The sequence below is a fragment of the Alcanivorax sp. genome, assembly GCF_019431375.1.
Taxonomy (GTDB): Bacteria; Pseudomonadota; Gammaproteobacteria; order Pseudomonadales; family Alcanivoracaceae; genus Alcanivorax; species Alcanivorax jadensis_A.
The window spans coordinates 2085487-2101225 of record NZ_CP080267.1 but is presented as its reverse complement, the minus strand read 5'-3'; the positions used below and the strand labels follow the sequence as shown (position 1 = coordinate 2101225).

Annotated in this window: 17 protein-coding genes and 1 pseudogene; 12 read left to right on the top strand and 6 right to left on the bottom strand. The window is 59.9% G+C overall.

Annotation, left to right across the window (positions count from 1 at the left end; genetic code table 11):
• Positions 1-16 precede the first annotated feature (16 nt).
• The 4 genes from hisH (at position 17) to KZ772_RS09725 (ending at position 3404) form a co-directional block, all read left to right on the top strand.
• A complete protein-coding gene (gene hisH / locus KZ772_RS09740) occupies positions 17-658 on the top strand; it encodes an imidazole glycerol phosphate synthase subunit HisH (protein ID WP_290536397.1) in 642 nt (213 codons plus the stop codon).
• A gap of 85 nt (positions 659-743) precedes the next feature.
• A complete protein-coding gene (hisA, locus tag KZ772_RS09735; protein WP_035245193.1) occupies positions 744-1484 on the top strand; it encodes a 1-(5-phosphoribosyl)-5-[(5-phosphoribosylamino)methylideneamino]imidazole-4-carboxamide isomerase in 741 nt (246 codons plus the stop codon).
• Positions 1485-1496: 12 nt separating this feature from the next.
• Positions 1497-2276, top strand: a complete 780-nt coding sequence (gene hisF / locus KZ772_RS09730; RefSeq protein ID WP_290536396.1) for an imidazole glycerol phosphate synthase subunit HisF — start codon at positions 1497-1499, stop codon at positions 2274-2276.
• Positions 2277-2513: 237 nt separating this feature from the next.
• Positions 2514-3404: a bile acid:sodium symporter family protein gene (locus tag KZ772_RS09725; RefSeq protein WP_290536395.1), complete on the top strand. Its 891-nt coding sequence runs from the start codon at positions 2514-2516 to the stop codon at positions 3402-3404.
• Between the two features lie 6 nt (positions 3405-3410).
• Here KZ772_RS09725 and KZ772_RS09720 read toward each other — a convergent pair whose 3' ends face one another.
• Genes KZ772_RS09720 through KZ772_RS09710 form a run of 3 tightly spaced genes read right to left on the bottom strand, consistent with a single transcriptional unit; the run spans position 3411 to position 6677 of the window.
• Entirely contained in the window at positions 3411-4175 is a 765-nt protein-coding gene (locus KZ772_RS09720; RefSeq protein ID WP_290536394.1) for a divergent polysaccharide deacetylase family protein, read from the bottom strand.
• A complete protein-coding gene (locus KZ772_RS09715; RefSeq protein ID WP_290536393.1) occupies positions 4175-5476 on the bottom strand; it encodes a S41 family peptidase in 1302 nt (433 codons plus the stop codon). The genes KZ772_RS09720 and KZ772_RS09715 overlap by 1 nt, the downstream gene beginning before the upstream one ends.
• A 40-nt stretch (positions 5477-5516) precedes the next feature.
• The gene (locus tag KZ772_RS09710; RefSeq protein WP_290536392.1) at positions 5517-6677 is read right to left on the bottom strand and encodes a peptidoglycan DD-metalloendopeptidase family protein; all 1161 of its coding nucleotides are present in this window, start codon (positions 6675-6677) and stop codon (positions 5517-5519) included.
• 112 nt (positions 6678-6789) lie between these two features.
• Between KZ772_RS09710 and KZ772_RS09705 the strand changes: the two genes are divergently transcribed.
• From KZ772_RS09705 to secB, 3 genes are read left to right on the top strand one after another with little or no spacing between them, the layout of a single operon-like run.
• Entirely contained in the window at positions 6790-7206 is a 417-nt protein-coding gene (locus KZ772_RS09705; protein ID WP_290536391.1) for a rhodanese-like domain-containing protein, read from the top strand.
• A gap of 2 nt (positions 7207-7208) precedes the next feature.
• Positions 7209-7487 carry a glutaredoxin 3 gene (gene grxC, locus KZ772_RS09700; protein WP_290536390.1) on the top strand — a complete coding sequence of 93 codons (279 nt, stop codon included), beginning with the start codon at positions 7209-7211 and terminating at the stop codon, positions 7485-7487.
• A 13-nt stretch (positions 7488-7500) separates the two neighbouring features.
• Positions 7501-7974, top strand: coding sequence for a protein-export chaperone SecB (gene secB / locus KZ772_RS09695; RefSeq protein ID WP_290536389.1), 474 nt, complete (start codon positions 7501-7503; stop codon positions 7972-7974).
• A gap of 150 nt (positions 7975-8124) precedes the next feature.
• Here secB and trmL read toward each other — a convergent pair whose 3' ends face one another.
• The gene (gene trmL / locus KZ772_RS09690) at positions 8125-8598 is read right to left on the bottom strand and encodes a tRNA (uridine(34)/cytosine(34)/5-carboxymethylaminomethyluridine(34)-2'-O)-methyltransferase TrmL (protein WP_290536388.1); all 474 of its coding nucleotides are present in this window, start codon (positions 8596-8598) and stop codon (positions 8125-8127) included.
• Between the two features lie 72 nt (positions 8599-8670).
• On the opposite strand from trmL, the gene KZ772_RS09685 reads away from it, so the two are divergent.
• Together KZ772_RS09685 and KZ772_RS09680 are read left to right on the top strand one after the other, a co-directional pair.
• The gene (locus tag KZ772_RS09685; RefSeq protein ID WP_290536387.1) at positions 8671-8997 is read left to right on the top strand and encodes a DUF4377 domain-containing protein; all 327 of its coding nucleotides are present in this window, start codon (positions 8671-8673) and stop codon (positions 8995-8997) included.
• Between the two features lie 19 nt (positions 8998-9016).
• The gene (locus tag KZ772_RS09680) at positions 9017-9334 is read left to right on the top strand and encodes a DUF2007 domain-containing protein (protein WP_290511176.1); all 318 of its coding nucleotides are present in this window, start codon (positions 9017-9019) and stop codon (positions 9332-9334) included.
• Positions 9335-9441: 107 nt separating this feature from the next.
• On the opposite strand, the pseudogene typA reads toward KZ772_RS09680, so the two are convergent.
• Positions 9442-11251, bottom strand: a pseudogene (gene typA, locus KZ772_RS09675) (translational GTPase TypA).
• Positions 11252-11580: 329 nt separating this feature from the next.
• On the opposite strand from typA, the gene KZ772_RS09670 reads away from it, so the two are divergent.
• Genes KZ772_RS09670 through KZ772_RS09660 form a run of 3 tightly spaced genes read left to right on the top strand, consistent with a single transcriptional unit; the run spans position 11581 to position 14708 of the window.
• Complete coding sequence (locus KZ772_RS09670; protein ID WP_290536386.1) at positions 11581-12174, top strand: RimK/LysX family protein; 594 nt, start codon at positions 11581-11583, stop codon at positions 12172-12174.
• Position 12175: 1 nt separating this feature from the next.
• Positions 12176-13702: an inactive transglutaminase family protein gene (locus tag KZ772_RS09665; RefSeq protein ID WP_290536385.1), complete on the top strand. Its 1527-nt coding sequence runs from the start codon at positions 12176-12178 to the stop codon at positions 13700-13702.
• Position 13703: 1 nt separating this feature from the next.
• Positions 13704-14708 carry an alpha-L-glutamate ligase-like protein gene (locus KZ772_RS09660; RefSeq protein WP_290536384.1) on the top strand — a complete coding sequence of 335 codons (1005 nt, stop codon included), beginning with the start codon at positions 13704-13706 and terminating at the stop codon, positions 14706-14708.
• Here the strand turns inward: KZ772_RS09660 and KZ772_RS09655 are convergent.
• Complete coding sequence (locus KZ772_RS09655; protein ID WP_290536383.1) at positions 14698-15642, bottom strand: metallophosphoesterase; 945 nt, start codon at positions 15640-15642, stop codon at positions 14698-14700. The genes KZ772_RS09660 and KZ772_RS09655 overlap by 11 nt on opposite strands.
• Between the last annotated feature and the right edge of the window lie 97 nt (positions 15643-15739).

The window sequence follows — 15739 nt, the reverse complement described above, 5'->3', positions numbered from 1 at the left end:
TTGGCCGGACGTATTTATGAGTGATGTAGTTGCCGTTATTGATTACGGCATGGGCAATCTGCACTCCGCCGGCAAGGCGCTGGAGAAGGTGGCCAGTGGTCAGCAGATCGTCATTACCGGTGACCCGGATCAGGTGCGAGCGGCAGACCGGGTGGTGTTCCCCGGTGTGGGCGCCATCCGTGACTGTATCGCGGTGCTGCGCGAGACTGGTCTGGACCGGGCCATTCTGGATGTGATTGCCGCCGGCAAGCCGGTGCTGGGTATCTGCGTGGGCATGCAGGCCCTGATGGCACGCAGTGAGGAAAACAACGGTGTGGATTGTCTGGGCGTGTTTGATGGTCAGGTCACCTTTTTTGGTGAATTGCAGAGCGATACCGGCGGTCGCCTGAAGGTGCCGCACATGGGCTGGAACCAGGTACGCCAGGGTATGGCGCATCCCATGTGGGCAGGTATTGCCGATAACACCCGTTTCTACTTCGTACACAGCTACTGCGTTACCGGGCTGACCGATGAGGAAGTGGCGGGCCGTTGTGATTACGGTCTGACTTTTGCCGCAGCGGCGACCAGAAAGAATGTTTTTGCGGTGCAGTTCCACCCGGAAAAGAGCGCCGATGCCGGCCTGACCCTGCTGGAAAATTTTCTACGCTGGCGGCCCTGATTCAGCGGCAGAACCGCTGTCAGCACAAACTACTATTTCATGTGCTGCCCTTCTGCGAGGGCAGCCTTCGTTTTGAGACCTAGCTATGCTTTTGATTCCCGCCATTGATCTGAAAGACGGTAAATGTGTACGCCTGAAGCAGGGACGCATGGAAGACGATACGGTGTTTTCCGATGATCCTGTGGCGGTGGCCAGCCACTGGGTGGAGCGCGGTGCCCGTCGTCTGCATCTGGTGGACCTGAACGGTGCCTTTGCTGGTGAGCCGGTGAATGGCGATATCGTCAAGGCGATTGCCAAGGCGCACCCGGATCTGCCGATCCAGATCGGTGGCGGCATTCGCAGCCCGGAAATCATCCAGGCCTATCTGGATGCCGGGGTGCAGTGGGTCATTATCGGCACCAAGGCGGTTAACGAGCCGCAGTTCGTCAAGGAAATGTGCCAGCAGTTCCCCGGCCACATCATCGTTGGTCTGGATGCCAAAGACGGCAAGGTTGCCACCGATGGCTGGGCCAATGTCACGGATGTGGACGTGATTGATCTGGCCAAACAGTTCGAAAACGATGGTGTCTCTGCCATCGTCTATACCGACATCAGCCGTGACGGCATGTTGCAGGGCGTCAATGTGGACGCCACCGTGCGACTGGCCCAGTCCATGTCTATCCCGGTGATTGCCTCCGGCGGCATCACCAATCTTGATGATGTGCGTAACCTGTGTGCAGTGGCGGATCAGGGCATCAGTGGTGCCATTACCGGTCGCGCCATCTACGAGAACACCCTGGACTTCGGCGAAGGCCAGGCACTGTCCGACGAACTGATCGGCGCCTGACGGGGACGCATTATGGGCTTAGCCAAACGCATTATTCCGTGTCTCGATGTGGACGCCGGCCGGGTGGTCAAGGGCGTGCAGTTCGTTGACATTCGCGATGCCGGTGACCCGGTGGAGATTGCCAAGCGCTACAACGACGCCGGCGCTGACGAAATTACCTTTCTGGATATCACCGCCAGCCACCAGGAGCGCGATACCACCTTGCACACGGTGGAGCAGATCGCCAGCCAGGTGTTTATTCCGCTCACCGTGGGTGGCGGCGTACGGACTCTGGAGGATATCCGCAACCTGCTCAATGCCGGTGCCGACAAAGTGGGGATCAACTCGGCGGCGGTGCACAACCCGGAATTTGTCCGCGAGGCGGCAGAGCGGTTCGGTTCCCAGTGCATCGTGGTAGCCATTGATGCCAAGAAGGTCAGTGCCGAGAGTGAAACCAATCGCTGGGAAATCTTCACCCATGGCGGGCGCAAGCCCACCGGGCTGGATGCGGTGGCCTGGGCGAAGAAGATGACCGATTACGGCGCCGGCGAAATCCTGCTGACCAGCATGGACCGGGATGGCACCAAGAATGGTTTTGATATTGCCCTGACACGGGCCATTGCCGACGCAGTGCCGGTGCCGGTGATCGCCTCCGGCGGGGTCGGCAACCTGCAACACCTGGTGGACGGCGTAGTTCAGGGCGGCGCCGATGCGGTGCTGGCCGCCTCCATTTTTCACTTCGGTGAATACTCCGTGCAGGAGGCCAAGCAGTTCATGCAGGCCGCCGGCGTGGAGATGCGGCTGGACCAGTAGCGGCCTGGATAGTTCGCTGGCCCGCTACAGAATCGACCCGTTGGAGCTTTGCTCGCAAAGCGAATCTTTCGATTGCTCTTGCCCTTCGCTTCGCGAGCAAAGCTCCAACAGGTATAGAGCGGAAACTTCAGACCGCGGTCGCATCCTGTAGCAGCGTAGCCGCTTTGTACTGGCTGTCAGTAAAATCCTGTTTTACTCTCGAGGCTTTACCAAGAATAAAACCTCGGGAGAGAGTCAATGGGTTCCAACGCGCTAATCGATATCGGCCTGCCGGTGTCCCTGTTTCTGATCATGGTGGGGATGGGCATGACCCTGACTCCCAAGGACTTCCGCGAAGTCGCCATCGCCCCGCGCGGTACCTTCTTCGGCCTGCTGGCCCAGATTCTCCTGCTGCCGATCATTGCCCTGGGCGTGGCCCTGGCTCTGGACCTGTCTCCCGCACTGGCAGTGGGTCTGATCGTCATTGCCGCCTGCCCCGGCGGCACAACGTCGAACCTTTTTGTCTATCTGGGCCGCGGTGATGTGGCCCTGTCTATCGTGCTGACGGTGCTGGCCAGCCTCATCACCATTGTTACCCTGCCGGCCTTTACCGGTTGGGCGCTGGAGCGCTTCCAGGATGCGGACAAGGTGCTGGAGCTGCCGGTGCTGCGCACCATCATTACCCTGTTTGTGATCATTCTGCTGCCGGTGACCGTGGGCATGACGATTCGCCATTTCCGCCAGGACTGGGCGGAAAAAGGGGAGAAGGCAGTAGGCCTGCTGGGGCTGCTGGTACTGGTGGCGGTCATCGTGTTGCTGATGGTGGAACTGGGTGAAGAGGCGCTGGAACTGTTCCGCAAGGCGGGGCTGTCGGCGGTGATTCTGAACGTTGCCGGTCTGGTGCTGGGGCTGGTGGGAGGGCGTCTGATCGGCCTGAGCCGGGACCAGGCCTTTACCGTGGCCATCGAGCTGGGCATCAAGAATGGCACCCTGGGGCTGATGGTGACCCTGACCCTGTTGCACTCGGAAGCCATGTCGGTGCCGTCGGCTGTGTACGGGGTACTGATGTTTGTCTTCGGTTTCCTGATGATCGGCTATGCCAGGCTCACCGGTATCGGTCGGGGGCGGCCCGCTCCGGTTTCCGAATAACGAGACTCAGGATTCGGCGTGGCTGCCGTTGCCGGTGGTGACGGTATCCAGCGCCGGGGTGTCCAGTAGTGACGAGACCGGAACCACCTGAATGCCGGCGTCGTCCATCAGTGGCAGTACCTGCTGCAGATAATGGACGGTTTCCGGATAAGGGTGGCCGATGGCAATGGCCTGGCCGCGCTGGCGGGCCAGCCGGATCAGCTTGTTGAACTGGGCGTTGATCTTGACCAGGTTCCGGTCGTTATCCAGAAAGATGTCCCGACCGGCGTTGGCCAGCCCCTGTTGTTGTGCCACCCGCTGGGCCACCGAGTGGCCACTGGTGCGGCTGTCCACAAAGAACAGCTGATGGGCTTTCAGTTCTGCCATCAGCCAGCTCATGGGCTCGTTCTGTTCGGTAAGCGCGCTGCCCATGTGGTTGTTGAGGCCGCGGGCCTGGGGGATCTGGCTGAGTGCCTGGCGCACGGTATCCAGCAGTTCGTTTTCGCTGATTCCCAGCCGCAGTCCGCCACGATCCAGGCGAACATGTTGCCCGGCATCCATGGGCAGGTGCACCAGCACTTCCTTGCCGGCCCGACTGGCACGTTCGGCCAGCTTGCGCCCGTGGGGGGAGTAGGGGATCACCGCGCAGGTAATTGGCGCGGGCAGGTCAGTAATGGCCTGGCCGTTCTGGCGGTGGTAGCCCAGATCATCAATGATGATGGCGATGCGCGGCTGGGCGGCGGCAGTGGCCGCCGCCAGCAGCAGTGCCAGGCCGGTTGCGAGACGGCGCATCAACGGCTTGCGTTGTTACGGGCCAGCACAACGCCTTTCAGCACGGACAGCGCCTGGGCCAGGGCATAATCTTCCTGGGCAAGAGAGCGACGCTTGCCGTCGTCGCGACTTTCTCCGTTTTCGTTGTTCAGGTGGCGGGGCAGGTCAGCCTCTCGTACCTGCATGTCTTCACGGACTTCCAGTTTGGTGACCACGTCCACGGCGATATCCGGTTCAATGCCTTCCGCCTGAATGGAGCGTCCATCGGGAGTGTAGTAACGGGCGGTGGTCAGCTTCAGGGCCTTGTCCTTGCTCAGCGGCAGCACTGTCTGCACCGAGCCCTTGCCGAAGGTGCGATTGCCCACCACGATGGCGCGGCCCTGATCCTGCAGGGCGCCGGCGACGATTTCCGAGGCGGACGCACTACCGCCGTTAACCAGCACCACCATGGGCATGCCATTGAGGCGGTCGCCGGGTTTGGCATTGAAATCGCTGCGACTGCTTTTCTCGCGGCCCTGGGTATAGACAATCAGGCCGCTGTCCATGAACAGGTCAGCCACTTCCACGGCGCCACCGAGCACGCCGCCGGGGTTGTTACGCAGATCCAGAACCAGACCGTGCAGGGAGTCTTCCTTGGCCAGCTTGTCGAGGGCCTTGCGGGCATCGTCGCCGGTATTGTTCTGGAATTGTGAGATACGCAGATAGCCCAGTCCCGGTTCCAGCATGCGGGATTTCACGCTGTGCAGCTGGATCTTGTCGCGCTTGAGGGTGACCTGGTGGGGTTTCTCGTCTCCCTCGCTGAGCACCATCAACTCGATTTCCGAGCCAATCTCGCCGCGCATCAGTTCAACGGCTTCGCCCAGAGTCAGGCCTTTTACAAAGGTCTCGTCAATTTTCAGGATCAGATCGCCGGCCTGGATGCCGGCCTTGCTGGCCGGTGAGCCGTCCACCGGGGTAACCACCTTGACGAAGCCGTCTTCCATGGTGACTTCGATGCCCAGGCCGCCGAACTCACCGGTGGTGGTGACCTGCAGGTCGTCGAACTGGTCCGGGGTCAGGTAGCTGGAGTGCGGGTCCAGTTCGTAGAGCATGCCGCGAATGGCGGATTCCAGCAGTTCGCGGTCATCCACCTCATCAATATAGGCGCCGCGGATGCGTTCCATAACCTCGGCAAAGGCACGCAGCTCATCCACCGGCACGCCCTGCTGGCGAGCCTGTTGATCCAGCGCCGGGTCTGCAGCATGGAGACTGGCAAAGGGGGTGATGGAAAGCAGGGCGGTCACCATGACGGTGCGCAAAAAGGACAAGGTTGGCGTTGGCATTCAGTATCCCCGGCAGGCACGCGACACGAATGGGCGTGCTTTAATCATTTGCGTTATGGGCCAATGGCGGCAGTGTAACACGGCGATTACACCAGCGTGTGGGGTTCACGGCCTTGCCGCGATGGCGTATCTCAAAGTACAGACCGCTGGCACGATTACCGCCGGAATTGCCGGCCAGTGCCAGGCTGTCGCCGGCAGATACCCACTCGCCGACGTCCCGCAGCAGGCTCTGGTTGTACCCATAGAGGGTCAGGTAGCCATTGCCGTGATCAACGATGGTGAGCAGGCCGTAGCCACGCAGCCAGTCGGCGAATACAACCCGCCCGGCGTATACCGCACGTACCGGCGTGCCGGCAGGTGCGTTGAGAATGACTCCCTGCCAGCGCAGCGCCCCTTCGCGGGCGCTGTTGTAGTTGGTGCCGATGCTGCCCTGCACCGGCCAGGGCAGCTTGCCCGCCAGTTTGCCAAAGGGTGTGCCACCCAGGTCAGCGGGGATGTCGTCCAGGCTGCGTTGCATGTCGGCCAGCAATTGTTCCAGCTGCTGCTGATCGCGCTTGAGCTGACTGAGGCTGGAGCTGCGGTCATCCAGTGAGCGGTTCAGGCTGGCCAGGGTCTGCTGGCGGTTTTTCTGGGCTTCCTGCAATTTGTCCGCATGGCGCTGTACGTCGCTACGCTTGTCGAGCAGAGTCTGGCGCGCCTGCTCCACACGCAGGCTGATCGCCATCAGCTCATCCAGTTCCCCATTGACCTGCTGCAGGCGATTGCTGCGGGCACGCTGGTAGTACTCCTGGTAGCGTAGCAGGCGGGCAATCTGGTCCGGTTGTTCCTGGTTCAGCAGCAGTTTGATGCGCTCCTGGCGCCCGGCCTGGTAGCTGGCGCGTACGGTTTTGGCCAGCCAGTCGAGCTGGGTCTGCTTTTCCTGCGCCAGTTGCGCCTGCTCCTTTTCCAGTCTGGCCAGGCGCTGGCGAGCCTCACCGGCTTTCTGCTCCAGGTTGCGTTGTTCCCGGGACAGACGGCTGATGCGCAACTCGGCTTCGCGCAGCTCCGCCTGCACCGAGTCCCGCTTGCGCAACTCCCGGTTCTGGGCGGCGCTGAGCTCGCTGATGCGCTCCTTGAGCTGCTCCAGCTGAGCTTTTGACGGTGTGTCCCCACCCCAGGCCAGGGCGGAAAGCAGTAGTAACAGCAGGAATCCGGGGCGCATGGTTTTACCTTACCCCCTTGCGGGTGTGTATACTTGGCGCCGATTTTCCATCGGTACGGGGCTGTGCAGTTATCTGCAGAGTTTCTGCCATTGCCACTGATTCGGGGTTCCAATGAGCCAATTGCTTGAATTTGCCAGTAACCATTACCTTCTGGTGTCCGCCTTTTTTCTGCTGTGGGCCGTTTTCTTTGTGCTTGAGTCCCGCCGTGGTGGCAAGGCTCTGAGTCCTCAGCTGGCCACTAATCTGGTGAACCAGAAGGATGCGGTGATTGTCGACCTGCGTGACAGTGATGAGTTTCGTGCCGGTCATATTGCCGGCAGCATCAATATCCCTGCCAGCCAGGCCCTTGAGCGTATTGCAGAACTGGAAAAATACAAGGACAAACCCATCATTCTGACTTGTGATATGGGTGCCAAGGCCTCACATCTCGGTCGTCAGCTGCGCGGCAAGGGGTTTGCCGAATTGTATCGTATCCAGGGCGGGCTCAACGCCTGGCGTGGCGCCAGCCTGCCCGTGGTGAAGGGGTAGGCATGGCGAAAGTCGAGCTTTATACCACAGGTTGGTGTCCGTTCTGCATTCGTGCCAAGCAGTTGCTGAATAGCAAGAACGTGTCTTACCAGGAAACGGATGTGGATCGTGAGCCGGACCAGCGTGCAGTGATGATGCAGCGCGGTGGTGCGCGCACGGTGCCGCAGATCTTTATTGATGATCGCCCCATCGGCGGTTGTGATGAACTTTATGCTCTGGAGCGCGCAGGGGAGCTGGATACGCTGCTCGGCGCCAATTCGGGGGAGTCGGGAACAAGGTAACAGGAGAAAAACCATGGCCGAACAACAACAAGTTTTCCAGCTGCAGCGTATTTATCTGAAAGATGCTTCCTTCGAGTGCCCGGGTGCACCGGAAGTGTTTCTGGAAGAATGGAAGCCCAAGCTGAATGTGCAGCTCAATAATGGCGCTCGTCGTATTGGCGAGACCGATGAATTCGAAGTGGAGCTGACCGTCACGGTCACAGCCAAGGACGAGAAGGAAGAAAAAACCTTCTATCTGGCAGAAGTGAAGCAGGCCGGTATCTTCACCGTGAAAGGTGTGGAGGGCGAAGAGCGTGCCCAGCTGCTGGGCGCCTACTGCCCAAACCTGCTGTTCCCCTATGTGCGCGAAGTGGTCTCGGATCTGGTCGCCAAGGGCTCCTTCCCGCAGATGGTGCTGCAGCCGATCAACTTCGATGCCCTATACCAGCAGCAACGCCAGCAACAGGCGAAAGCGCAGGCAGAAGCTGGGGGGGAGACGGTTCAGTAAATTCAGTGAGCAGTTAATAGTGAATAGTTAACAGTTCGCGGACTGGCACTGTTGCCGGTCTTTAACGCAAGAGGCCGCGTCCAACCTTTGGACGCGGCCTCTTGCGTTCAGGAACAGATAAAACCGTATCGCGACGCTGTTCACTGTTAGCTATTCACTGTTACCTGCCCCTATGTAGTCCAGCTGTCGCCACGCCTCATACAACGTCACCGCCACCGCGTTGGCTAAATTGAGGCTGCGGCTGTCCGCCACCATGGGCAGTCGCAGTTTTTGTGTGGGCGGCAGGCTGTCGAGAATGTCGGTGGGCAGGCCGCGGGTTTCCGGGCCGAACAGCAATACATCCTCATCCCCGAACACCGCATCACTGTGTGGCTGGCTGGCGCGGGTGGTGAGGGCAAACAGGCGGCGGTCCGCCATGGCTTCCTGGAAAGCGGCAAAATCCGCATGCACAGTGAGGTGGGCCAGTTCGTCGTAATCGAGCCCGGCCCGGCGCAGTTTCTTTTCTTCCAGGGAAAAACCCAGTGGTTCGATCAGATGCAGGTGGGCACCGGTATTGGCGGCAAGACGGATGATGTTGCCGGTATTGGGCGGGATTTCCGGTTCGAACAGTGCGATATGAAGCATTTGCTTTTGCCTTGGTGGGCCGCTCATGGTACTGCTTGTTATCTGCGAAGGGAAAATAACAAGGCTGGTACCATGATACTGAAACACACGCTGTTTGCGTTGCTGTTTTTACTGGTTGCTTGTGGTGAAAAGAAAGACAAGCCCGGCGAGATTCTGCACGTTGCTCCTTATACCTCCGCATGTATCGGTGCGGGGCCCATGGACTGCCTGCGGGTGCGCAGTGATGATGAGCCCAACTTCCAGCTTTTCTATAATCATATTGACGGTTTCGAGTTCGAGCCCGGCCACAATTACACGCTGAGGGTGAAGATAGAAGAAGTGGCGTCACCGCCGGCGGATGGCAGCAGTTTGCGTTATACGCTGCTGGAAGTGGTGAGCAAGGAAGCGGTCAACCCTTGAGGTATCTGAGGATGCTGCCGTGAAGTGTGTTTTTCATGCCCGCGACGGTATTGAGGCGCATATGCTGGCAGATCTGCTCGAGCAGGTCGGTATCATGGCCCAGGTGCAGGGCGACATGTTGCAGGGGGCGGTAGGGGAGCTGCCTGCAGCGGGCCTGGCGTCGGTATGGGTAGCGGAAAGCGATGAGTCACGGGCCCGGGAGGTCATCGCCGATTTTGAGGCCAGCCAGCCGGCGGATAGTCCGCAAAGGCGGCCGGAGATGCAGCGGTCGTTTACCCGTGGTTTGTTACTGGGAATGGTGATTGGCGCCGTGGTGATGCTGGTGTTGCTGCGTTGAGAACAGTCAGCACAAAAAAGCCGGGCAGTGCCCGGCTTTTTTGTGTTCAGCATTGGCGGCGAGGATGCAATTCGCGCTGCGCATTGCATCCTGCGACCACTATTGCGTTACCGTCCGGCGCGCTTGCGCTCGGTTTCGGTGAGCAGCTTCTTGCGGATACGCAGGCAGTTCGGGGTCACTTCCACCAGTTCGTCATCTTCGATGAAGTCCAGCGCCTGCTCCAGGCTGAAGCGGATCGGCGGGGTCAGGACGATGTTTTCATCGGTGCCGGAGGCGCGCATGTTGGTCAGCTGCTTGCCTTTGGTGGGGTTGACCACCAGGTCGTTACCGCGGCTGTGAATACCGATAATCTGGCCTTCGTACACGTCCACGTTCGGGTCGATCAGCATGCGGCCGCGCTCCTGCAGGTTGAACAGGGCAAAGCCCAGCACCTTGCCTTTTACCATGGATACCAGCACACCATTGATGCGTTTGGCCATGTCGCCGGCCTTGAATTCACCGTAGTGGCTGAAGGTGCTGTTGAGGATACCGGTACCGGAGGTGAGGGTCAGGAACTGGCTACGGAAGCCGATCAGGCCGCGGCTGGGCACCAGGAATTCCAGGCGAACCCGGCCCTTGCCATCCGGTTCCATGTTGGTCATTTCCGCGCGACGCAGGCCCAGATGCTCCATGATGGCGCCCTGGTGCTGTTCTTCCACATCGGCGATTACGGTTTCGTAGGGCTCCTGCTTGACGCCATCCACTTCACGGATGATCACCTGGGGACGACCCACGGCCAGCTCGAAACCTTCGCGGCGCATGTTTTCGATCAGCACCGACAGGTGCAGTTCGCCACGGCCGGAGACGCGGAACTGATCGGCGCTGCCGGTTTCTTCCACGCGCAGGGCCACGTTGTGCTTGAGCTCGGCTTCCAGGCGCTCGCGGATCTGGCGGCTGGTGACGAACTTGCCGTCCTGGCCGGCAAACGGCGAGGTATTCACGTGGAAGAACATGCTCACGGTGGGCTCGTCCACGCTCAGCGGCGGCAGGGCTTCCACGCTGGCCGGATCACACAGGGTGTCTGAAATGTTCAGCGGGTCCAGGCCGGTGATGCAGACGATTTCGCCGGCGGAGGCGGTGGGCGCGTCGACCCGCTCCAGGCCGTGGTAGCCCATGATGGTGAGGATCTTGCCGTTACGTACCTTGCCGTCGGCACCGATCACTTTCACCGGGCTGTTGGCCTTGATGTTGCCGCGCTTGACCCGGCCGATGCCGATGATGCCCAGGTAGCTGTTGTAGTCCAGGGAAGAGATCTGCATCTGGAAGGGGCCTTCCGCGTCCACGTTCGGGTAGTCCACCTTGTCGACAATGGTCTGCAGCAGCGGCGTCATGTCGTCGGCCATGTTGTCAGCTTCCAGGCCGGCGATACCGTTCAGGGCGGAGGCGTAGATCACCGGGAAGTCGAGCTGCTCGTCGGTGGCGCCCAGGTTATCGAACAGGTCGAACACCTGATCCATGACCCAGTCCGGGCGAGCGCCGGGACGGTCGATCTTGTTGATCACTACAATCGGCTTCAGGCCGGCGGCAAAGGCTTTCTGGGTTACGAAGCGGGTTTGCGGCATGGGGCCATCCACCGCGTCTACCAGCAGCAGTACACAATCCACCATGGACATGAACCCGCTCTACCTCGCCACCGAAGTCGGCGTGGCCGGGGGTGTCGACGATATTGATGCGGTATTCATTCCACTGGATGGCGGTGTTCTTGGAGAGGATGGTGATACCCCGTTCCTTCTCCAGATCATTGGAGTCCATTACCCGCTCAATATCGCCAGCGCGATCTCCCAGGGTGCCGGACTGTTGCAACAGCTTGTCCACCAGGGTGGTCTTGCCGTGGTCAACGTGGGCGATGATGGCGATATTGCGCAGACGTTCAATCACAGATGTAGCTCCGTTAAGAAATGGGCGGGATGGTATTCGTGCCTGATCTCGACCTGTACGCAGCCACGTAGTGGGCGTGAAAAGGGGTCTTGCATCCCGCGGGGGCGCGCATTATACCAGCGCTGCGCGCAGGTGATAGCCCGTCGGTCAGGCTTTCGCGTAACATTTGCGAATGTGAAAAGATTCAAAAATTCACGGTTGTTCCTGCGAGTCAGCTGCGGATCGCCTAGAATGGCGCAACCATTTTCCCGGGGAAGGGTCAGATCAACCGCTCTTCTTCGTTGCCGGCAATCAATATCCGGCACTAACGCTTTTAAAATCAGGTTGTTATGATGCGAATCCCCTTGGTGCTGATAGGGGCTCTGGTGCCTTCTGTGGCCCTGTCAGAGGTGCCGCCGGCCAACAAGAGAATCTATGGTCTGCACGAAAGTGTGCATATCCGTGAACTGGGTATTACGGTGCCGGCGAAACTGGATACCGGTGCGGACTCTGCTTCCCTGAGCGCCCGTTACATAAAGACCTTTGAGCGTGACGGGGTGAAAATGGTTGAGTTTGATATAGCCATCGACCGGGATGACCGCGAGGAGTGGGGCATCAGCCAGAGTCAGTGGGATGATGTGGAGCTGCCTCTGGCCGGACATGTTCGGATCAAGCGCCGGGCAGAAAGTGTGCAGGATGGCGAGCGGGATTTCAGTCGCAGGCCGATGGTGACGCTGACGATATGCGTGGGCAATCGACGGCAACAGATTGATGTCAATCTGACCGATCGCAGTGAGTTTCGTTATCCGCTGTTGATCGGGGCAGATGCCCTTAAGGGCCTGGGAGCCCTGGTAGATCCGTCGCTGTCCCACTCTGTGGGCAAGCCACGCTGCCGGGAAGATCAAGAGGATACATTGACGATGGAGGCTGCCGGGGCGCAATAACATGGGGTCTGTCAAACTACAGGCACGGATTCTGGCCGTGTTTCTTTTGCTATTGGGTGGCGGCAGTATCGCGTACCAGTTGCTGGTGCAGAAAGTGCCGTTGACTCAGGACGAAAAAGATCCGGTGTGGGTGGTGGACGCCCAGGTCAGTTTTACGGCCAGGGCCAACAAGCCCATCAAGGTACGCATGTTTGTGCCACCCCAGGGGGCAGGCTACACCACACTTAATGAAAGCTTTATCTCCAATAACTACGGCGTGAACGTCAATGTGGAGAAGGGCAATCGGCAGGTTACCTGGTCTGCCCGTCGTGCGGAGGGCAATCAGTACCTTTACTACCGGTTAATGCTTACCCCTCGCTTTGCGGAAACCCGGGAGAATGAGCCTGGTCCCCAGTTCCGCCCTGCACCGGTGCTGGATGGAGCGGAGAAACTGGCCGCCGAGGCGTTGTTGCAGCCAATCCGTCAACATTCCGCAGATGTGGAAACGTTTATCGGTGAGACCATCAAACGGGTGAATGAGCTGGAGAACGACAACGTCCAGTTATTGCTCGGCGGTGATGTGAGTCCGGAGAATCGGGCTCAGGTGGTGGATCTGTTGCTGGCCATGTCCCATATCCCCGCTCAGCCGGTACACACCTTGCGCCTGGTGGAAAGCCAGGAGCAGCAGCCGGAACTGTGGTTGCGTACCTACAACGGAAAGCGCTGGCTGTACTTCAATCCGCTGGATGGGCAGCAAGGACTGCCGGATGACCGGCTGGTCTGGTGGAGCGGCAGTGAGCCGTTGCTGAATATCGAAGGCGGGCGCTCGGCAAACATGACGTTGAGCGTGCATCGCAATGAGATGAGTGCGCTTCAGTTGGCCCGTTCCCTGCGCTTGCAGGATGCCAGCAGCTTCATCGATTTTTCCCTGTATGAGTTGCCGCTGCCCTCCCAGCAGCTGTTCCGTATCCTGATGATGATTCCGGTGGGCGTACTACTGGTGCTGTTGATCCGCTCTCTGGTGGGAATGGAGACCCTGGGCACCTTTACGCCGGTGCTGATTGCCCTGGCATTCCGCGAAACCCAGGTGATCTGGGGGGTGTTGCTGTTTACCTTTATTACCGCCATTGGCTTGTCGGTGCGCTCCTATCTTGAGCATTTGAAGCTGCAGCTGCTGGCGCGTTTGTCGATTGTGCTTACCTTCGTAGTGATCCTGATGGCTGTGATCAGTCTGCTGGGCTACAAGCTGGGTGTGTCGTCCGGGCTGTCGGTGGCGTTGTTCCCCATGGTGATTCTGACCATGGTGATCGAGCGGGTTTCTATCGTCTGGGAAGAACGGGGCGGGACACAGTCCCTCAAGGTGGGGCTTGGCACCCTGGTGGCTGCGGTGCTGTGTCACCTGTTGATGGTATGGCCGCCGCTGGTCTATTTCGTCTTTACCTTCCCGGGCGTTTTGCTGTGCATGTCTGCAGTGATGGTGCTGATGGGCCATTACCGTGGTTACCGCCTCACCGAACTGATGCGCTTCCGGGCCATGGTGGAGCGCTGACATGTTCTGGTCGAAGACCCGCAAAGCCCTGCGCGCCCGTGGCGTAATGGGAATCAACCAGCGTAACGGCGATTACATCCTGCGTTATAACAAGCGCAGCCTGTACCCGCTGGTGGACGACAAACTGCAGACCAAGCAGATGGCGCTGGATGCGGGTATCCGGGTGCCGGAACTGTATGGTGCCATTGCCACGGAGCAGGGTATCAGCACCCTGCACCGAGTGGTGGAAACCCACCGGGATTTTGTCATCAAACCGGCTCAGGGTGCCGGCGGTGACGGCATCATGGTGATCGCCGACCGCTTCGAGGACTATTTTCGTTCCGCCTCCGGGCGCATCGTGACTACCGAAGAGCTGGAGCACCATATCTCCGGCATCATTTCCGGCATTTATTCCCTTGGCGGCCACCGGGACCAGGCCCTGATCGAATACCGGGTGCGCTCCACCGAGTTGTTCAATCGCATCAGTTTCGAGGGGGTGCCGGATATCCGCATCATCGTTTTGCAGGGTTATCCGGTGGCGGCCATGCTGCGCCTGCCCACCCGTCAGTCCCAGGGCAAGGCCAACCTGCACCAGGGGGCGATTGGTGTGGGGCTGGATCTGTCCAGCGGTGTGACCCTGGGCGGCACCTGGCACAATCAGAAAATTGAGCGGCATCCGGATACGGCCAATGCGGTGGCGGGTCTGACCGTGCCGGACTGGGAAGAGTGTCTGGAGCTTGCTGCCCGGTGTTATGACCTGACTGGGCTGGGTTATCTGGGTGTGGATCTGGTGATGGATCGGGAGTTCGGGCCGATGATGCTGGAGCTGAATGCTCGCCCCGGGTTGAACATCCAGATCGCCATGGATGATGGCCTGCTGCGTCGCTGCCGTATTATCGAGGACCACCTGGACAGTCTCGGTAATACCCGGCGCCCGGCAGCGGAGCGCATCGCCTTCTCCAAAAAACATTTCGCCGTGGCCGGGCCGGTACCAGTCAGCGATCCTGCCCCCGCCGTTACTCCCTGACGCCCTGGCCGCGCTGTTCTCCCTCCCAGAGCAGCGTGATCAGCGGGTCGTCGGGATCTCCCTGCACACTGTAGAAACGGTAGTTGGCGCGCAAGCTGTTGCCGTCGTCGCGGATATCCAGGGTCACCAGGCCATGGCTGGCACGGGTGAAGCGCTGGTTGTCGCTTGGCTTGCCCAGATCATTGTTGATGCTGGCGGAGCCGGAGATCAGTTGCCGGGAGCCCTGGTATTCCCCCTCGTCGGACAGAATGTGGTCGTGGCCGCCCAGCAGCAGGTCGAGTTTGCCAATCAGCTTGCTGCGAAGGTGTAACTGCATCATTTCGCCGGCGTTGCCGTGGGAGCCGGAGCTGATCATGGGGTGGTGGGAAAAGACCAGGCTGAAACGGCATTGCCGGTGTTGTGCGGTCTCCATGGCCTGTGTCAGCCAGGAGCCCTGACGACGAAAGTAATACCATTTCTCGAACCAGGTGGTTTCCAGGCTGAAGGCACAGGCGTCCGGCCATTGCTCGAAATAGTAGTAGTGGGGGAGGTGGATCAGCGGGTGGCGCCGTGCCACCTCCAGCCAGGCTTCGGCATTCTGTTTCCAGTCGTGGTTGCCCAGAACCAGGTAGACCGGAATGCCGGCCTCTAAAGCAGGGTTGAGCGGGGCAAAAAAACGGCTTTCCAGCAGCGGATCGTCCGGACCGTTGATGCCGTCCGGGTAGACCAGATCGCCCAGATAACGCACCTGATCACAGTCCAGCAGCACCAGTGCCCGGCCCACGGCCAGGGAGGGCGCATTGCCCCAGCCGCCGTCGCCGATGATGCACAGGCGCTGCCCCGCCAGGGGTTCTCTGTGCATCAGCCATGGGCCGTGGGGGGTATGCCACCACCAGCCCAGGCAGGCGGCGGCAAGGAGCAGAATTAGCAATCGCAGTAGCAAGCGGAGTCGCATGGGGTCCCGTGAGGTGGTCCGGAGCTCCGAGTCTGGCCCGCTGATATGACCCCCAGGTGACAGTCGGGGCTGCGTGAAGGGTGCGTCAGGAGGGCGT